This is a genomic window from Pseudomonas sp. LBUM1663 (genome assembly GCF_059695905.1).
In genome coordinates, this window is record NZ_CP166792.1 from 4,063,090 (window position 1) to 4,079,387 (window position 16,298).

At 58.1% G+C, this 16,298-nt stretch carries 15 protein-coding genes and 1 pseudogene; 6 read left to right on the top strand and 10 right to left on the bottom strand.

Features of this window, described 5'->3' with window-relative positions; all coding sequences use genetic code 11:
• Positions 1 to 2: 2 nt before the first annotated feature.
• A pseudogene (locus tag ACA075_RS18610) lies at positions 3 to 281 on the top strand (Dyp-type peroxidase); the annotation flags it as partial.
• A gap of 47 nt (positions 282 to 328) precedes the next feature.
• Positions 329 to 781, top strand: coding sequence for a hypothetical protein (locus ACA075_RS18615; protein WP_497294490.1), 453 nt, complete (start codon positions 329 to 331; stop codon positions 779 to 781).
• A 14-nt stretch (positions 782 to 795) separates the two neighbouring features.
• On the opposite strand, the gene ACA075_RS18620 is transcribed toward ACA075_RS18615, so the two are convergent.
• The 3 genes from ACA075_RS18620 to ACA075_RS18630 form a co-directional block, all read right to left on the bottom strand.
• Positions 796 to 1,254 (bottom strand): MarR family winged helix-turn-helix transcriptional regulator, encoded by a 459-nt coding sequence (locus tag ACA075_RS18620; RefSeq protein WP_497294491.1) that lies wholly within the window; start codon positions 1,252 to 1,254, stop codon positions 796 to 798.
• Between the two features lie 253 nt (positions 1,255 to 1,507).
• Positions 1,508 to 2,713, bottom strand: a complete 1,206-nt coding sequence (locus ACA075_RS18625) for an epoxide hydrolase family protein (RefSeq protein ID WP_497294492.1) — start codon at positions 2,711 to 2,713, stop codon at positions 1,508 to 1,510.
• Positions 2,714 to 2,974: 261 nt separating this feature from the next.
• A complete protein-coding gene (locus tag ACA075_RS18630; RefSeq protein ID WP_497294494.1) occupies positions 2,975 to 3,427 on the bottom strand; it encodes an Ohr family peroxiredoxin in 453 nt (150 codons plus the stop codon).
• Positions 3,428 to 3,781: 354 nt separating this feature from the next.
• Here ACA075_RS18630 and ACA075_RS18635 point away from each other — a divergent pair, with 354 nt between their 5' ends.
• Positions 3,782 to 4,699 (top strand): LysR substrate-binding domain-containing protein, encoded by a 918-nt coding sequence (locus ACA075_RS18635; protein WP_497294495.1) that lies wholly within the window; start codon positions 3,782 to 3,784, stop codon positions 4,697 to 4,699.
• A gap of 20 nt (positions 4,700 to 4,719) precedes the next feature.
• On the opposite strand, the gene ACA075_RS18640 is transcribed toward ACA075_RS18635, so the two are convergent.
• The 3 genes from ACA075_RS18640 to ACA075_RS18650 all read right to left on the bottom strand — a co-directional run bounded on the left by ACA075_RS18640 (position 4,720) and on the right by ACA075_RS18650 (position 7,878).
• The gene (locus ACA075_RS18640; protein ID WP_497294497.1) at positions 4,720 to 5,214 is read right to left on the bottom strand and encodes a cupin domain-containing protein; all 495 of its coding nucleotides are present in this window, start codon (positions 5,212 to 5,214) and stop codon (positions 4,720 to 4,722) included.
• A gap of 175 nt (positions 5,215 to 5,389) precedes the next feature.
• Positions 5,390 to 7,249, bottom strand: coding sequence for an ABC transporter ATP-binding protein (locus ACA075_RS18645; RefSeq protein ID WP_497294499.1), 1,860 nt, complete (start codon positions 7,247 to 7,249; stop codon positions 5,390 to 5,392).
• A 266-nt stretch (positions 7,250 to 7,515) separates the two neighbouring features.
• Positions 7,516 to 7,878, bottom strand: coding sequence for a DUF6124 family protein (locus ACA075_RS18650; protein ID WP_497294501.1), 363 nt, complete (start codon positions 7,876 to 7,878; stop codon positions 7,516 to 7,518).
• A gap of 587 nt (positions 7,879 to 8,465) precedes the next feature.
• Between ACA075_RS18650 and ACA075_RS18655 the strand changes: the two genes are divergently transcribed.
• Entirely contained in the window at positions 8,466 to 9,161 is a 696-nt protein-coding gene (locus tag ACA075_RS18655) for a tRNA (adenine(22)-N(1))-methyltransferase (RefSeq protein WP_497294503.1), read from the top strand.
• A 59-nt stretch (positions 9,162 to 9,220) separates the two neighbouring features.
• Here the strand turns inward: ACA075_RS18655 and ACA075_RS18660 are convergent, their stop codons facing one another.
• The 4 genes from ACA075_RS18660 to ACA075_RS18675 all read right to left on the bottom strand — a co-directional run bounded on the left by ACA075_RS18660 (position 9,221) and on the right by ACA075_RS18675 (position 11,972).
• Positions 9,221 to 9,571 (bottom strand): antibiotic biosynthesis monooxygenase family protein, encoded by a 351-nt coding sequence (locus ACA075_RS18660; RefSeq protein ID WP_497294505.1) that lies wholly within the window; start codon positions 9,569 to 9,571, stop codon positions 9,221 to 9,223.
• A gap of 33 nt (positions 9,572 to 9,604) precedes the next feature.
• The gene (locus ACA075_RS18665) at positions 9,605 to 10,588 is read right to left on the bottom strand and encodes a zinc-dependent alcohol dehydrogenase family protein (RefSeq protein ID WP_497294506.1); all 984 of its coding nucleotides are present in this window, start codon (positions 10,586 to 10,588) and stop codon (positions 9,605 to 9,607) included.
• A 63-nt stretch (positions 10,589 to 10,651) separates the two neighbouring features.
• A complete protein-coding gene (locus ACA075_RS18670; protein WP_497294508.1) occupies positions 10,652 to 10,954 on the bottom strand; it encodes an ArsR/SmtB family transcription factor in 303 nt (100 codons plus the stop codon).
• A 91-nt stretch (positions 10,955 to 11,045) separates the two neighbouring features.
• Positions 11,046 to 11,972: a Gfo/Idh/MocA family protein gene (locus ACA075_RS18675; RefSeq protein ID WP_497294510.1), complete on the bottom strand. Its 927-nt coding sequence runs from the start codon at positions 11,970 to 11,972 to the stop codon at positions 11,046 to 11,048.
• 897 nt (positions 11,973 to 12,869) lie between these two features.
• Between ACA075_RS18675 and wecB the strand changes: the two genes are divergently transcribed.
• Both wecB and ACA075_RS18685 read left to right on the top strand, forming a co-directional pair.
• The gene (gene wecB, locus ACA075_RS18680) at positions 12,870 to 14,042 is read left to right on the top strand and encodes a non-hydrolyzing UDP-N-acetylglucosamine 2-epimerase (RefSeq protein ID WP_497294512.1); all 1,173 of its coding nucleotides are present in this window, start codon (positions 12,870 to 12,872) and stop codon (positions 14,040 to 14,042) included.
• Between the two features lie 41 nt (positions 14,043 to 14,083).
• Entirely contained in the window at positions 14,084 to 16,297 is a 2,214-nt protein-coding gene (locus ACA075_RS18685; RefSeq protein ID WP_497294513.1) for a hypothetical protein, read from the top strand.
• The last annotated feature ends 1 nt before the right edge of the window (position 16,298 follow it).

Sequence of the window (16,298 nt, forward strand, 5' to 3'; positions counted from 1 at the left end):
AGGACCAAGTGAAAATCCTGCGCGACAACATGCCTTTTGGTCGGCCGGGCGCGGGGGAATCTGGTACTTATTTCATTGGCTATGCACGGTCGCCTGCGCCGCTTGAGCTGATGCTGGAGAACATGCTCGTGGGCAGGCCGGAAGGCAACTATGACCGGCTGCTGGATTTCAGTACGGCGGTGACCGGGGGGTTGTTTTTTGTGCCTTCCGTGGAGGGGTTGGAGGGATTGGCTGAGCGTCAGGGAGAATTGGCACAAGCAGCACCGGGCGGCGATAAATGAGCTATACCGGCTAATCACCCATTGCAGTTCTTACGCAGGAGTTGGCAATGAACCTCAGACACTCACTTGCAACCCTAATGATCAGCGCAAGCCTCTTCGGCTGCGCCACTTCAACAGACCATGGCGTGTCTGTCCCCTTGGTCGCCACCCGACAGAACACCGGGCAGATCGGCAACGTGACGCTGACAAGCTGGGACAAACAAACCGGACTCAGCTTCTTCATCACGGGTGCTCCAAGCGGAGCGACTCTACCCTTGCGTCTCTATAGCTTCATCCATAAAGGCAGCTGCCAGCAACCCGGGCCAGTGGCCTTTGCAATGAACGACAAGGTCAACACCCAGCGCGAAGCTGTACGCGGCTGGTCGTTCTCAAGAAGTGCACCGATAGCCCTGCAAGACCTGCTTTCCGGCGGGTATTCCATCGTCGTGCGAACGGCTCCAGAGAGTGGCAACGTCGATATTTTTTGCGGTGACATCAAGCAGGGAGGCGCAGTGAAGTAGCCATTCGAAACGGCTTATTCCCTGTCTTTCGTAGTACGGATGAGGTTGTCCCGTAATTTCACAATGGCTTTCTGCATTTGCACGAATTCGTCGGGATCAAGACCGGTTTGCGGGAAGCCTTCTTCCGTGAGGCCTTCACGCAGTTTACGTCCCTCGTTTGTGAGGCTGATGCGGACCTGGCGCTCGTCTTCCGGGTCGCGTTGGCGCAACAGGTAACCCATCGCTTCCAGTTTCTTCAGGATCGGCGTGAGGGTGTTGGATTCGAGGAACAGCTTTTCGCCGAGGCTGCCAACGGTCTGGTTGTCTTCTTCCCACAGCACAACAAGGGTGATGTATTGCGTGTAGGTAAGTCCGAGCCGTTCGAGCATTGGCTTGTATGCCTTGCCGAAAGCGAGGTTAGAGGAATAGACCGCAAAGCACAGGAAGTCGGCAAGCTTCAGGTCGAGGGCGGCTGTTTTTTCGGTGGGTTTCATGAGCGTTCTCTGGGGCCGAAGACGGATGGACTGCAAGGCCAGACTATACATCGCATGCGATGGTATCGGAAGTGCTCACTGCTACGGTCGTCGCTTTCAGGTCGATCAGGCCTGTGAAGGCCGACGACCGGTTCAACGGGAACGCCCTCTGATCGCGCGGTTCGGGTCACTTTCACGCATGACGATCAACGATCCGAACCGAGCCATCCTGATCATGACAAGATCAGTACTTCGATGCCTTCGGGCCTGTCACTTACCTCATCGGCTTGAACCCGGCCCGGACTTCCTGTGAGAACAGCTCCGGCTGCTCCCACGCAGCAAAGTGCCCGCCTTTGGGAAGCTCGTTGTAATGCACAAGTTTGGGATAGGCCTGTTCCGACCAACTTTTCGGCGCCGCATACAACTCATCGGGAAACACGCTGACCGCGACCGGGATGTTGACGCCCTTGACGGCGAAGAATGTTGACTTGTTCTCCCGATAGAGTCGCCCCGAGGAAACGGCCGTTTTGGTCAACCAGAACAACGTGATGTTGTCGAGGACGTCATCGGGCGTGAGACCTTCCGGGTGCCCGTCGATGGAGCGCGCAATCATCTCGTAGCTTTTCGGATCGTGATCAAGCATGAAGGCCGCCAGCCCAACGGGTGAATCATTGAGACCTGTCAGCGACTGAGGCCGATCTCCCATCATGATTGCGTAACCGATGTGCTTGTAAGTATTGGCGAGTTGATCAGCCGCTCGCTTCTCTTCCTCCGACAGACCACTGGGCACCGGGTCGCCGCGAAACAACGCCGCATCAAGGTCGGGGGGGATTACGCCAGGCATGTTCGAATGAATACCGATCAAGCCAGCTGGCGCCTTTACAGCCATCAGATCGACAACGATAGCCCCCCAATCGCCACCTTGCGCCCCATACCGGGTGTACCCGAGGCGCTTCATCAGCTCGATGTAGGCATCGGCGATACGATCGGGATTCCAACCGGCCACGGCCGGTTTTTCCGAAAAGCCGTAACCCGGCATCGATGGAATCACCAGGCTGAACGCCTCGCAAGCGCTGCCGCCATACGCCACAGGATCGGTAAGTGGCCCGATGACTTTCATCAACTCGATCACTGACCCAGGCCAGCCATGCGCCATCAGCAGCGGCAACGCATTCTCGTGTTTTGAGCGGACATGAATGAAATGGATGTCCAGGCCATCAATATGGGTGATGAAGTTTGGAACTGCGTTTATCTTCGATTCGATGACTCGCCAGTCGTACCGGGTCGCCCAGTGTTTGGCCAGTTTTTGGATCGTCGCCAGTTGTACACCTTGAGAGGAATCATTGACGGTTTCCTTGTCCGGCCATCGTGTTGCTTCTATACGCCTGCGCAACTCTGAAAGATCAGCCTCTTTAGCGCTGAAATGAAAGGGGCGTATTTCAGCGGAAACACTATTTGTTTTTGTTGAAGTATTAGTCATAGCGTCAGTCCTGATGGATAAACCGAGTAACCCTAGCGGTGCGACAGCGCAAGTCACTGCAGCAGCGCCGCAAAAATTACGTCTGGTCAGGGAAAGTTGTTTGATGTGTTTTGACATATCAGGCTCCCAAGGCGCGAAGCCACCCTTAGATCCCCTCTTTGATTGACGGGACCCTAACGACAAATAGGTATTTATGGCGGGCGTTGTAACAACCCGGATCGGTGTTTTTTTATAGCCTGGGTAACAAAGCAGAAAGTTAAATCACGACGTCTGCACATTTAATGAAACATCGATATTGCCGCGCGTTGCCTTCGAGTAAGGGCACATCTGGTCCGCAGCATGTGCGACAGCGCAAGCGACCTCATGCGACAGACCTGGCAGCCGTACATTGAACCGCGCCTGCAGGAAGTAAGCGTTCCCGGTTTGACCCAGATCGATCTCGACCTCGATGGACACGTCGGCTGGAATCGTTACCTTCAGTTCTTTGCCGGCCAAGCCAACGGCGGCGATGTAGCAGGCCGACCATGCCCCGGCAAACAACTGTTCGGCGGTCGGATGCGGTTGAGTAGCGGCGAAGACGTGGGCCGGTTTGGCGTTCCCCGGCGTCGAGAGTTCGATGTCGAGGTTGCCGTTGTGCCCGCGAGAAGTGTTTCCAGTGCTGCTCAGGGCGGTGTGGGTTTTGCCGGTAACCAGGACTTTTTCGATGTTGCTCATCGGTGATTCCTTGAGATTTTAGTGAGCGTCAAACAGCAGGAAAGTGACGTAACTGTCTGACGGGATTGATTTTATAGGCGTGACCAAGGGGTCGAGAAGAACGGAAAAAGCGATCACCTTCGGCTTTTCCGCCCACCACCGCTCGTCGCCAAGGCGTAACGTCCGCTTTGACATCACTGGGGGTTTAGTTGAATATTTATACATCGCATGCGATCTAATCGACTACGATAACAACCCACCACATCCCCTGCCGTTAGGAGATTCAGTCATGAACACCGGAAGCAGCCACACCCTGTTGAGCAATGCCCATCACGCTTCCTGTGGCCACAACGGCAACAACTGGATCATTGCTTCATGAAGCTGATTCAGCTTCGAGCCTTCTGCTCAGTGGTCGACAGGGGCAGCTTTCGTTCGGCGGCACGGGAACTGGACGCCGCCCAAAGCACGCTGACAGAGTCGGTTCAAAGTCTGGAAAGAGAACTCGGGGTCACCTTGTTGGTGCGCTCCAATCAAGGCATCAGCCTGACCCTGGCCGGCAAGGTGTTCCTGAACCGGGCACGCTCGATCATTCTGGATTGCGATCGCGCGGTACAAGACGTCCGACAATGGAATGGAACGCCCGAAGGCCAGATCGCCTTGGGCGTCACAGCGGAACCAATGGCCGCGTGCCTGATGCCGGTCTTCAGCAGTTTTACCCGCCGATTTCCAAAAGTGCAGCTGCACGTCGCCAGCGGAAAGACCAGGATGCTGATCGAGATGATTCGCGCTGGCCAACTCGACTTCGTGATGGGTCCACTGAGTCCCGACGTCTGTGATATCGACCTGCACATCGAGCGCCTTTACAGCTCGCAAACCAGCGTCATTGCACGTAAGGGGCATCCCCTGGCGGGAGCACGCTCAGTGCACGACCTGGCCGATAGCGAGTGGATCAGCGTCCGGCCGGCGGGAGTCGTAGGCAGCGCGGAGAACCATTTGATCGAGCTGTTCAAAGCCCAAGGCTTATCCCCTCCGAAGATCGCAATCACGACTGAATCGCTGCTGGAAATCCTGCACATCATTTCCGAAACGGATTACCTGACCATAGAGCCCAGCTTGCTTCCCGGCATGAAGCTGTTTTCCTCGTCGCTTATCAGCATTTCGATCCGCGAGCCCTTGGAGTCGTGCGAGGTGTGCTTGATCAGCCGCCGAGTGTCACCGCTCACCCACGTGACGCAGGAGCTGACCAGCATGCTGATTTCATACTCGCGCTTGCGTCACCGGGCCAAGGGCTGAGCCTGCCCCGCCTCTCCTTTTCACTTTGACGCATGACGAGGATCGTCACGACGGTCAATGTACTCAAGCCCCAGCGGACCTGTTCCATACACCTGAGAAATATATTCCCCCGATCTGGCCCAATGAAAATGCGGAGTATTGGCCGGGAGCACCACGACACTGCCCGGGCCATAAGCGATCAACTTGTCCGGATCAAATACCGAGCCAAAACCAATGTAAAACACACCGGACATGACGGTGTATATACGGTCTTCAGGATGGGTATGGGGCATTAACTTCGTGCCATTCGGCACTTTGACTCGCACAACGTAGGGGCCTGGCTTGGCAGGATCACCGACCAGCACCGCCAGTTTTACTTCTTGCGGAAACGCTGGAAAGCTACGCCACTCCACGTCTTCGTTATACAAAGCACCGGTTTTACCGAGCGGCAATGGTTGTGCTTGAACCACCGACAGGGTTGTACACAGGGCAAGAAACGTTGTCAGGCAAGCAGTTTTCATAATGCTCTGAATCATGGGAGGCACCCGAGAAAAATGTCCTCTCTACTGTAGTGGTAGTGCTCTCCTGTGATAATGCCGCTGATGCGTATTTCAGTTGATGCGCAATGTAATCAATAAAAAAACAGAGGTAATAGGCCGGTCGGCACCGCCAAAAAAACCATACCGATACATTCGTACCTCCCTCCCCCCCTCACACCTGATCCATCGCCTCGAACACGCCCTTGTCCTCTCCCAGGAACCCGCCGCTTTGATGCTGCCACAGCCGCGCATAGACGCCGTTCTTCCCAAGCAATTCGCTGTGAGTGCCCTGTTCGATGATGCGTCCGTCGTCCATGACGATGAGCCGGTCCATGGCCGCAATCGTGGACAGCCGATGGGCGATAGCGATCACGGTCTTGCCCTGCATCATTTCATCTAGGCTTTCCTGAATGGCGACTTCGACTTCCGAGTCCAGCGCGCTGGTGGCCTCGTCAAGCAGCAGGATCGGGGCGTTCTTGAGCATCACACGGGCAATCGCGACGCGTTGGCGCTGGCCGCCCGACAGCTTGATGCCGCGCTCACCCACAAGGGTGTCGTAGCCGGTACGGCCTTGCCGGTCGCTCAGTTGGCTAATGAACCCATCGGCCTGGGCATTTGCGGCGGCGCTGCGAATTTGCGCGTCGGTCGCATCGGGACGGCCGTAGGCGATGTTGTCGCGAATAGAACGGTGCAGCAGGGAGGTGTCCTGCGTGACCATGCCGATGGAGCCGCGCAGGCTTTCTTGCGTCACGTGTGCGATGTTTTGGCCGTCGATTCGAATCACCCCGCTGTCGACGTCATAGAAGCGCAGCAGCAAGTTGATCAGCGTGGATTTGCCAGCACCAGAGCGGCCAACCAGGCCGATTTTTTCGCCCGCGCGGATGCTCAGGCTCAGGCCATCGAGCACTTGGCGCTCGCCATTGTAGTTGAAGCTCACCTTATCGAAGGTTACCGCGCCGCCAGAAGTCGCTAGCGCGCCCGCACCCGGTGCATCCTGCACCTTGGCGCCCAGGGTCAGCGTTGCCATACCATCCTGTACGGTGCCGATGCTCTCGAACAGCGAAGTCATTTGCCACATGATCCAGTGCGACATGCCATTGATACGCAACGCCATGGCGGTGATCGCCGCCACGGCACCCGCGCCGACTTCACCCTGGTGCCATAGCCACAGGGCATAACCGCCTGCTGCCATGATCAGCGCCACTACCAATGCCTGGTTGACGATCTCGAACAGGCTGACCAGGCGCATCTGGCGAAAGCCGGTTTGCTTGAAATCCTCCATCGCTGCACGCGCGAAGTGCGCTTCACGATTGGAGTGGGAGAACAGCTTCACCGTCGTGATGTTGGTGTAGGCGTCTGAGATACGCCCGGTCATCATCGACCGCGCATTGGCCTGTTCCTGCCCTACTTTTCCCAGACGGGGTACGAAGTACAGCATGGCCAGACCGAACAACACGACCCAGGCAACGAACGGCAGCATCAGCTTCAGAGCGAAGCCGCCGGCCAGTGCGATGATCGCGATGAAATACACCCCGATTCCGGGTGCGATTTCGATCAGGGTGAAGAGCACGTCGCGCACCGCTAGCGCCGTCTGCATCACCTTGGTCGTGACTCGGCCGGAAAACTCATCGGAAAAAAACGAAAGGCTTTGGCGCAGCATCAGGCGATGGAAGTCCCAGCGCAGCCGCAACGGCAAGTTAATCGCCAATATCTGGTGCTGCACCATGGTGCGCAACGCCACCAGCCCGACACTGGTCACCATGACGATGCCCATGCCCCACAACACGCGACTTTCCTGAGCAGCCGCTTCACCGCCCGCCTGCCAGGTCGAGAGCAGGTCCACGACCTGCCCGAGGAAGGAAAACAGCCAGGCTTCGTAAATCGACACGCAGGCACTGAGCAGCGCAAGCGCAAGGATGTAACCGCGCGCACCCCGAGTACAGGCCCACAGGAAACGAGCCAGACCGGCGGGTGGCGGTGGTACCTCGTCAGGAGGAAAGGGGTCAAGTCTTCGTTCAAACGCACGAAGCATGGTGTTCTCCAATACGATCAAGTGGGGAGATTCTGCCATTGAACGGTTGCTTTGAGGGTTTTGTGAAGTTGAGGTAGGGTGCTGTTGGCCGATTGCAGTCATGCACGAACGCCCGCAAATGACCCTAAGCGCCCTGAGCAATGGACTGGGTTCTTCGTGCAAATTTTCCATTGCCGACGGCCCCTCCGGTTCGGGACCTTTGATTCTGACGCAGTAACCTCCCCTCTGTGACGACGGGTTAACCCACCGCCACAGGGGGTTCGCTCTTACTCCTTCATCTCAACCTTATCCAACGCCTGATTCACCGCCAATTCCCCCAACATCACCACTTGCGTGATCCCCAACAGCGTCTTGCGATGTGAGTTATCCAATAGCGCCGCAAAATTGCTAAGCATGGTAGTCGCCGAGCCCAGTGATTCGCTGGCGTTGGCCAGCAGGGATTCGGTGTCGTATTTGGGGTTGGCGAGGAACATGGGTTCGGGTTCGTGGTTGCTGGCCATGATGTGGGCGCCCGGATTGAGGTAATGGTCGAGGGCGCGTTCGGCGGCTTCGTGGAGTTTTCTGGAATCGAGTGATTCGTAGGGGGATGCCGGATCGGTGTCCGGTGGGTTGGGTGTTGGTTTGATCATAGATGAAACTCCTATTGCAGATTTTAAGGAGCCATCACCCTTGCTACCAAACGAGGGTGGCGGCCATACGCGGGTTGGTAGACCGGCTGCAATAGGAAACCCGGCGCTCACAAAGGAGCCCCACGCATGACCACCATATAAAGCCGAGCCCCAAAAAAGGTGGCTGCATAAGGTGTTGCCATACGGCTATTTGCAGGCGGGCTACCAAACCCGATCACTGTTTTTCAGTGACCAGGAAACGATATAGCCCACCCCAAAGCCGCACAAGCCGGCGGATTCTGGCGCACGCGTAGGTAACGACGCAAGGCGTTGTAGCCGTTAGGACGTAACACCGAGTGTCTTTAAACACGCACCTTCAAACACGTTTAAGTCAGTGCCTCCGATCACTGCGCCAGTCGCAAATTTCTAACCGCCGGACTGTCTCAGTAATGGCAAAAAGAGCTCGGATTTAGGTTCGCTTCGAGCGCTAAGGCACGGGTCGAACCATGGCCCCGGTCGCAGGAATTTGAAATGCGCGGCGTTGCTCGACAGAATGGCGCCCCGATTCGGCCAAAGTGCCGGACGTTCGTGGTGAAAAGGGGTTGCGGTTGAACGAACAGACATTGTCCATGCGCCTGGAACGCGTGGCGGCGCATGTGCCCGCCGGTGCGCGCCTCGCCGATATCGGCTCGGATCACGGCTACCTGCCGGTGGCGTTGATGCGCCGCGGCGCCATCGCATCGGCGGTGGCCGGCGAAGTGGCATTGACGCCGTTCCACTCGGCCGAACGCACCGTGCGCGAGAACGGCCAAGACCTGTGGATCACCGTGCGCCTGGCCAATGGCCTGGCGGCCATCGAGCCGGGAGACGGGATCACGGCGATCAGCATCTGCGGCATGGGTGGCGAGACGATCCGCGACATCCTCGACAGCGGCAAGGCGCACCTGAGCGGCCAGGAACGCCTGATCCTGCAGCCCAACGGCGGCGAGCCGCCGTTGCGCCAATGGCTGATGGACAACGGCTACCGCATCCTCTGTGAGGAACTGCTGCGGGAAAACCGTTTCGACTATGAAATCATCATCGCCGAGCGCGCCGCTCCGGTGCTGTACACCGCCGAGGAGCTGTACTTCGGCCCACTGCAGATGCAGGCACGCAGCCCGGCGTTCCTGCTCAAGTGGCAGCGCATCCTGCGCCACAAGCAGCAGACCCTGACCCACTTCGCCCGGGCGCGGCAGGCCGTGCCCGAGGAGAAGGTGCAAGACATCGCCCGGCAGGCCCGATGGATCACCGAACTGCTGGCTTGAGATTGTGAAGGGCTTACGCGAACAGTGCCGAGCGGTGATCCGGCAAAGCTACAAACGCCTCAGGCAACAGCATTCCCCATGCCGACGGCGCTGTTCGGATCATCATATTCACCTGTAGCAAAAGCTCCCCCCTCAAGGTGATAGACCGTCGGTTCTTCCGAAAAATACTCCTCCAAGCCCATCATGAATAGCCGATGGTCTTCACTCGCCTCGAAGCCAGGCGTGTGATCCTCGAGTGATTGCCATCGCACGATCAGGTTGAATAGCTGGGGGGTTTCGATCCCTTGCGCGAGCAAGTGACCGCGGTATCCCTTTGCGCGGCTGAGCAAAGGAGCGACCTCGGCAAAAGCACGCCTGAACGTTTCAATGTGTTCTTTGTGAACGGGTAGCAAAGCGATTTCATAAATCATGGCGTTCCCCTAAAGTGAGTTCAACGGTCAAAATTACGCACTGACGAGATGGGACGACGGCCCTACGGCAATCGCGATTTTTCCTTGAAGACCGTTGTTGGGCCTCTCCAGAAGCGCATGGGCGAGCGGAATGTCGGCAAGCGAATAGACGGCGCCAACGTGCGGCCGCAGCTGACCGCGCGCTATCAATGCGCTCAACTCATCAAGCTTGCCGCGGTTTTGTCTTGTGAAAACGAAGTGATAACTCGCGTTCTTGCCCCAAGCCTGAACGACGTTTTGTGGCTGGGCAATGTCCACAATCGAGACCACGCGGCCCAGTTGCGCGAGCACGTCGGGGCTACGCGACAGTGTGTTGCCGCCGATGGTGTCGAACACGACATCGACTCCGCGACCACCCGTTTCACGGATGATGGCGTCGACGTAATCCTCCTTTTCGTAGTCGATGATCACGTCGGCACCCATACTTCGTGCGAACTCAACGTTTGCTTCGCGCACGGTGGTGTAGACCTTTGCTCCGATGGCTTTTGCCAGCTGGATCGCCACATGACCGACGCCTCCCGCGCCGCCGTGGACCAGGATGCTTTCCCCCACTCTGAGCGCCGCACGCACGACCAGTGCTTCCCACGCCGTTCCGCCGACCAGGCTCAGGCTTGCCGCCTCAAGATGGCTGAGCGAAGGAGGCTTCTTCCCGACAATGCTTTCGGCAGCAACGTGGTACTCGGCATAACTGCCTGGCCCGTCGAAGATTTGCGGGGTGTACCAGACTTCGTCTCCCGGAGCGAAGGTCGTCACACCCGGCCCGACGGCTTCGACAACGCCAGATACGTCGTGTCCGGTAATGGCCGGCAGTTGCACCAGGTCGGGATAATCGCCACGTCGTACCTGGTAATCCAGCGGATTGATGGAGGTTGCGTGTACCCGGACCAGGACCTGTCCTGTGTGCGGCACTGGCTTGGGCACGTCGCGAAGTTCGAACGATTCCGGGCCGCCAAACGATTTGAGTATGAGCGCTTTCATGGTCAATCCTCGTTTCGATAAAAAGGGATATCGGGATTTCTCGATATCTTGTGTTAAAAAAAACTACAGCTCTTGCCCTATGATCTCGGCAAGAGCGCTGATGGTTGCTTCATTCCGCTTGTAGTAGGTCCACTGACCGATGCGCCTGACTTCGACCAAGCCCACTCGTTGCAGCGTTGCAAGATAATCAGACACCGTCGACTGCGACAGGCCGACGCCTTCTTGAATACTACTGACGCAGACGCCCACCGTATGAACGTCACCTTCATCCTGAGGAGGGAAGTTCTTGGCGGGATCCTTCAAACCTTTCAAGATTTCAAGGCGTGTACGATTTGAGAGAGCTTTGAATATTTCGAGTAATTCCATGACCCGAAGATATCGAAATTTACCGATATGTCAATATATCAATGCGCGAGCCTCGGGCTGACGCTTGCGTCAACCTTTGCCCGAGCGGCCGTTAATCGTAGAACGGCTCAACCGATACCCGACTGCCGACAAAAAAACTGTCGGCAACCAATCGCAGCGGCTGGAGGTCCAGGTCACTGGTTTTGTCGCCAATCAGCTGTTGAAAATGTCGATACACCGCCGCGTACTCGCCCTCCTCCGAGACGGCCTGGCGCACGCCGTCGATACTCAACAGCGCGCCACCATTGTCCAGTCGCAGGGTGCCTTCGTTGCAGCGAATCTCGATGCTCCAGAGCTCCTCATGACCGTGGTCGAAATCGAACTCTGCGCGGACGTCGAGGTGACGGGCGTCAGACATTTTGATGGAAGCGGCAATCGGCGACTGGCAGTTGCTGGGGACTCGCAGCTCGGCAGACTCGACAAACAGCGGCAGCGCCAGCAGATGGGTTGCAATCGACAATGCATTGATACCCGGGTCGAAGACGCCCAGGCCGCCGGGTTGCCAGATCCAGGCCTGACCGGGGTGCCATTTGCGCACGTCTTCCTTCCAGTCGATCTGCACGCTTTGCAGGGTACGGGTGGCCAGCCAGGCACGGGCGGCTTCGATACCGGGCGCGTAGCGTGAATGCCAGGCGAACAAACCGCTGACGCCTTGCTCCTGCGCCTGGCTCACCAATGCCATCGCTTCACCCAGCGTGGCACACGGCGGTTTTTCGACCAGCACGTGTTTGCCAGCGGCCAGCGCTTGTTGCACCAGCGCGAAGCGACCTTGTGGCGGCGTGCAAAACGCAATCGCATCGACCCGCGGGCCATTGTCGAGCAGCTCGCCCAGGGACCGAAAGTTTTCGACCCCGGCGCAGGGCTGCCCTTGCGTTGCGACAGACACCAGCTGGAACGCGGGGTTGGCGTGGATAGCGGGAACGTGTTGATCCTGGGCAATCTTGCCGTAGCCCACCAGACCGAGACGGATCGGTTGCATCAATGACTCCTGATTCTTTGTCTTGTTTTAGTTGTCGAGTCGGCAAGATTACGTTTGTGCAGCAGGGAAGTCATTGATGACGTGCTGACGCTCCGTCCAGCACATTGCGCAGGTCAGCCAACTATTAAATCGACCTGCGAGGGACAGCGCACAGGTGCAATCGCTTAGCGGGCCAACCGGGCCTGGCTGACCCACCGTGACACGTCCGCACTTGTTACAGGAAGGGCGCGACAGTTGGCCAATATCAGCAGCCAAGTACGTTGGCAACGTGTTTACACGGCACAACCGAACACGCTGCCCGCGACGAGTGCGCAACAGCGGTATTGGCATAAACTTTATTAGTTCAATAATAGTATCCAGTGTATCGTGACATTATTCAGGCGTCATATAAGTGACTGAAACTCCAAAAAACCACATCGCAATAACGCCGATCTCGACTGCAATAACCAATCAAAAATTCAACACTGCCGACGAACGGACCATAAAACAATAAACACTTTAAAAACAATCACTTACACCTATAAAAAACACTAAAACAAAATTTTAAAAAAAACATAAAACCCAAAAAAGACAGACCACAACTATAAAAGTTTCAAACTTATTTATTAAATAAAAAATCCCATATAACGCTTTGAAACTTCGTTCTTCGATGCTAATAATTCGGCCGCTTCCGGGTTTACAGGCGATACACCCTCTCACAAGAAGTGAACATCGGCGCCCACGCTGCCCCCCCGGCATTACGCAAACTCAAATAACACCAGCTTGCTCAAGTCTTAACAAAACTTGGGCCCGCATTGTGCTGCGCATAAAAACCGCGCGAGGAAGGACATCATCGTTCGCCATCATTCAAGGATTAAAATCCTTTCGATCTTCGGTACCCGTCCAGAAGCCATCAAGATGGCGCCGTTAGTCAAAGCCCTCGCTGCGGAACCCGGCATTGATTCGCAGATATGCATCACTGGCCAACATCAAAGCATGCTCAAGCAGGTGTTGGATCTGTTCGACCTCAAGGCCGATCACACCCTCGATGTCATGACCCCGCAGCAAACACTCAACTCCCTGACGGCGGCACTTTACGGTGCGATTGACCCGGTGCTGGAAATGACCTGCCCGGACCGGGTGCTGGTGCACGGCGACACCACCTCGGCCATGGTCGCCGCGATGGCGGCGTTCCATCGACGCATCCCGGTCGGTCATGTGGAAGCCGGGTTGCGAACCGGCGATATCTATAGCCCGTGGCCGGAAGAAATGAACCGTCGCTGCATCGACCTGGGGGCGGACATGCTGTTTGCGCCAACCCACGAGTCGCGCCAGAACCTGCTCGACGAACGCCTGCAAGGTCGCACCTTCGTCACCGGCAATACGGTGATCGATGCGTTGCAGATGACCGCACGGCGCATTGAGCAGGACGCCGACCTGCGTGCCAGCCTGGACCGGCAGTTCTCGTTCCTGCAGACCGGCCGCAAGGTCCTGCTGGTAACCGGGCATCGTCGGGAAAATTTCGGCGAAGGCTTCCTGGATATCTGCAAGGCCCTGAGCCATCTGGCCCGGCGCACGGACATCCAGATCGTTTATCCGGTGCACCTGAACCCGAACGTAATGGGCCCGGTCACCGAGCATCTGGGCGACCTGCCCAACGTGCACCTGATCCAGCCGCTGGACTATCTGGCCTTCGTGCGCCTGATGCAACGGGCCCATGTGATCCTCACCGATTCCGGTGGCGTGCAGGAAGAAGCGCCGTCCCTGGGCAAACCGGTGCTGGTCATGCGTGATGTGACCGAACGCCCTGAAGCTGTCGCGGCCGGCACTGTGCGCCTGGTCGGCACCTCACCGGACTCGATCATCGCCGGCGTCAACGCGCTGTTCGATGACGACCTGTTGTGGCGCCGTTGCTCCCAGGCGGCCAACCCTTACGGCGACGGCAAGGCCAGCGCGCGCATCGTCGATGCCCTGATGGGTCGCCCGGTGAGCGAGTTCATCGTGACCGGACAGCCCTTGCCCAGGTTTCTGCACGCTCCGTCAGCACAGCCTGTGCCCGAGAAGCATTACCCGGCTTTTACCTCTCGATAAACCAAACCGCTCCTCCCCTTATCAGCTCGAGATCTACCTGAATGAAGTCTTCCGTTGCCATCCATACGGGTGCACTCAGCGCCCTTGCCTGTGGTGTGAGCCTGCTCGCGCTCATGCCGACCTTTGCCTTGGCCGCGGACAGTCCGCTCACCCAGGCGATCAACCGGCTCAACGCCGACACCCGGCAAGAGCGTGAGGTGCGCTTGAGCGATCTGGGGATCGATGCACCGATCATCCTCGGCTCCACCGATGCCCGCCGCGAACTGTATCTGCCGGTGCCGGCAGGTGTTCCGCTGACGGATGCGACGTTGAATTTCGACGCCAGTTACCTCAACGGCGAAGGTGGCCGCAACACACTGCTGCTGTCGCTGGACGGTTATCCGGTGCGTGCCGAAGGGCTCAGCGAACCCCAAGGCGACGCCAGTGCCACGCTGGGCGTAGACAAGAAAGCACGGGACAGCGGCTCGGTGCGCTTGGGCATCGCCTGGTCGTCGATCGTGTCCCGTGTGCTGTGCGAAGACGAACGCGCCATCGGCAACGTCCTGCGTATCGAACCGGACACCCGCCTGACTTACAGCTACGACGCCAGCCAGTTGCGCGACGTCGGTGCAGCGTGGACGGCATTGCCCGGCAAACCGGGGATCATGGTCGCGCCGGGCACCTTATCCGCTGAAAGCTACGATTCGGCATGGCGTTTGGGTGTGGCACTGGAGCGGATTGGCAAGCGCAGTCAAATCCTGCCCTTCCCTGCCGTACAAGACAGCGTTGACCTGAGTGGCCTGCGCATTCCGGCCGAACTGCAAGGTATTCCAGCGTTCGCCAGCCTCAACGGCAAAGGTCCACACACGTTGGCGAACCCGGCGGAGATCGGCGCATTGCTGGTATTGGGCCAGACGCCGAACGTCCGGGCGGATCTGGCGGTCAACGACCCGCAACTGCTGCAAGCGATCAATGAATCCCTCGACGCGCTGCAGAGCCAGATCCAGGGCCTCGATGCCACGGCGGCCAATGCGTTCACGCAATGGCGTGAGAAACATATCAATGCGGGCCTTGCCGCCGATGGCACAGACAATGTGCGCCTGGCCTTGGTAGGCACGCGTCCGGTTCTGATGATCGCGCCGCATGCCACCGGCAAGGCGCTGGCCTTGTTCGGCACAGCCTGGAACAAACTGGCACGCAGTCGCCAATTGACCGTCAGCGAAGCGCAGCTGCCTTTGAGCACCGACGGCCGTGTCGCCCTGTCGCGCCTGGGTGGTCATCCCGGCGCTATCGACGTGCTGGCCAAGTCTGACTGGAGCACTTCGTTCCCGCTGGGCAGCGTGGCCTACGACGGTCGCTTGCCGGTGAAGGCTGTGGTCGACGTGTCTGCCGCGCCCGGCGCCTCGGACACCGCGCCGGTGGCCTCGCTGTTTCTCAATGATTACCTGATTGGTGCGCAGCAGTTGGTGGCCAACGGTGAAAAGCAACGCATCGAAGCGCGCATCCCGCGTTACGCCGTCGGCGCGACCAACGTGCTGCGCGTGTCGTTCCAGCGTCAGCCAGTGAGTGATCGCTGCCTGGAAACGCCACAAGCCTTCCCGGTGTCGGTGCTGCCGACCAGCCACATCGTGCTGGAAAAAACCGCCTTGGGTAATGACTTCTCCGGCATGGCCGCGCGCTTTGCCGAGGACACGCAACTCCTGGTGCCGCGGGCCTACCTCGAACATCCGGCGAGCAGCTTGCCGCAGGTGATTTCGGTCGCCGACGCCGCCGGTGTCTCGCCGCTGCGAGCGCAATTGAAGGTCGTCACTGACCCGAGCGCCTCGGCCACGCAGGACAAGGCCTTCCTCGCCTTCGAGCTGCCGATCAAGGACAGCAAGGAGTCGGTGCAGGTCGATGAGCAGGGGCGTCTGCGCATCAATCACAAGGACCAGGTGTTGCTTGACGTGCATCCCCTCAACCACCTGGCCTCGTTGCAAGTGGTGGATGCCGGTGGCCAGCATGGCATGGTCTATCGCGCCCTGGGCAATGACACGCCACGTTTTGCCAAACAGATTCTGCTGACCCGCGGCGATGTGGCGATCCTCGATGACAACGGCGCCCTGACCACCTTCGACACTCAAGATCCAAGCGGAAGCCAATTGATCGACAACGAAGAACCCAAAGGCCTCGACGCCTGGCGGACACCGTCGCTGTTGTGGCTGATTCCGGGTGGCATCCTGTTGGTTCTCATCCTGTTGCTGGCTGGCCGTAACGCCCGTCGCAATCGCCAGTAAC

Coding starts and splice junctions, on each gene's coding strand:
- ACA075_RS18615 (WP_497294490.1), top strand. CDS start 329: ATGAACCTCAGACACTCACTTGCAACCCTAATGATCAGCGCAAGCCTC.
- ACA075_RS18620 (WP_497294491.1), bottom strand. CDS start 1,254: ATGAAACCCACCGAAAAAACAGCCGCCCTCGACCTGAAGCTTGCCGAC.
- ACA075_RS18625 (WP_497294492.1), bottom strand. CDS start 2,713: ATGACTAATACTTCAACAAAAACAAATAGTGTTTCCGCTGAAATACGC.
- ACA075_RS18630 (WP_497294494.1), bottom strand. CDS start 3,427: ATGAGCAACATCGAAAAAGTCCTGGTTACCGGCAAAACCCACACCGCC.
- ACA075_RS18635 (WP_497294495.1), top strand. CDS start 3,782: ATGAAGCTGATTCAGCTTCGAGCCTTCTGCTCAGTGGTCGACAGGGGC.
- ACA075_RS18640 (WP_497294497.1), bottom strand. CDS start 5,214: ATGATTCAGAGCATTATGAAAACTGCTTGCCTGACAACGTTTCTTGCC.
- ACA075_RS18645 (WP_497294499.1), bottom strand. CDS start 7,249: ATGCTTCGTGCGTTTGAACGAAGACTTGACCCCTTTCCTCCTGACGAG.
- ACA075_RS18650 (WP_497294501.1), bottom strand. CDS start 7,878: ATGATCAAACCAACACCCAACCCACCGGACACCGATCCGGCATCCCCC.
- ACA075_RS18660 (WP_497294505.1), bottom strand. CDS start 9,571: ATGATTTATGAAATCGCTTTGCTACCCGTTCACAAAGAACACATTGAA.
- ACA075_RS18665 (WP_497294506.1), bottom strand. CDS start 10,588: ATGAAAGCGCTCATACTCAAATCGTTTGGCGGCCCGGAATCGTTCGAA.
- ACA075_RS18670 (WP_497294508.1), bottom strand. CDS start 10,954: ATGGAATTACTCGAAATATTCAAAGCTCTCTCAAATCGTACACGCCTT.
- ACA075_RS18675 (WP_497294510.1), bottom strand. CDS start 11,972: ATGCAACCGATCCGTCTCGGTCTGGTGGGCTACGGCAAGATTGCCCAG.
- wecB (WP_497294512.1), top strand. CDS start 12,870: ATGGCGCCGTTAGTCAAAGCCCTCGCTGCGGAACCCGGCATTGATTCG.
- ACA075_RS18685 (WP_497294513.1), top strand. CDS start 14,084: ATGAAGTCTTCCGTTGCCATCCATACGGGTGCACTCAGCGCCCTTGCC.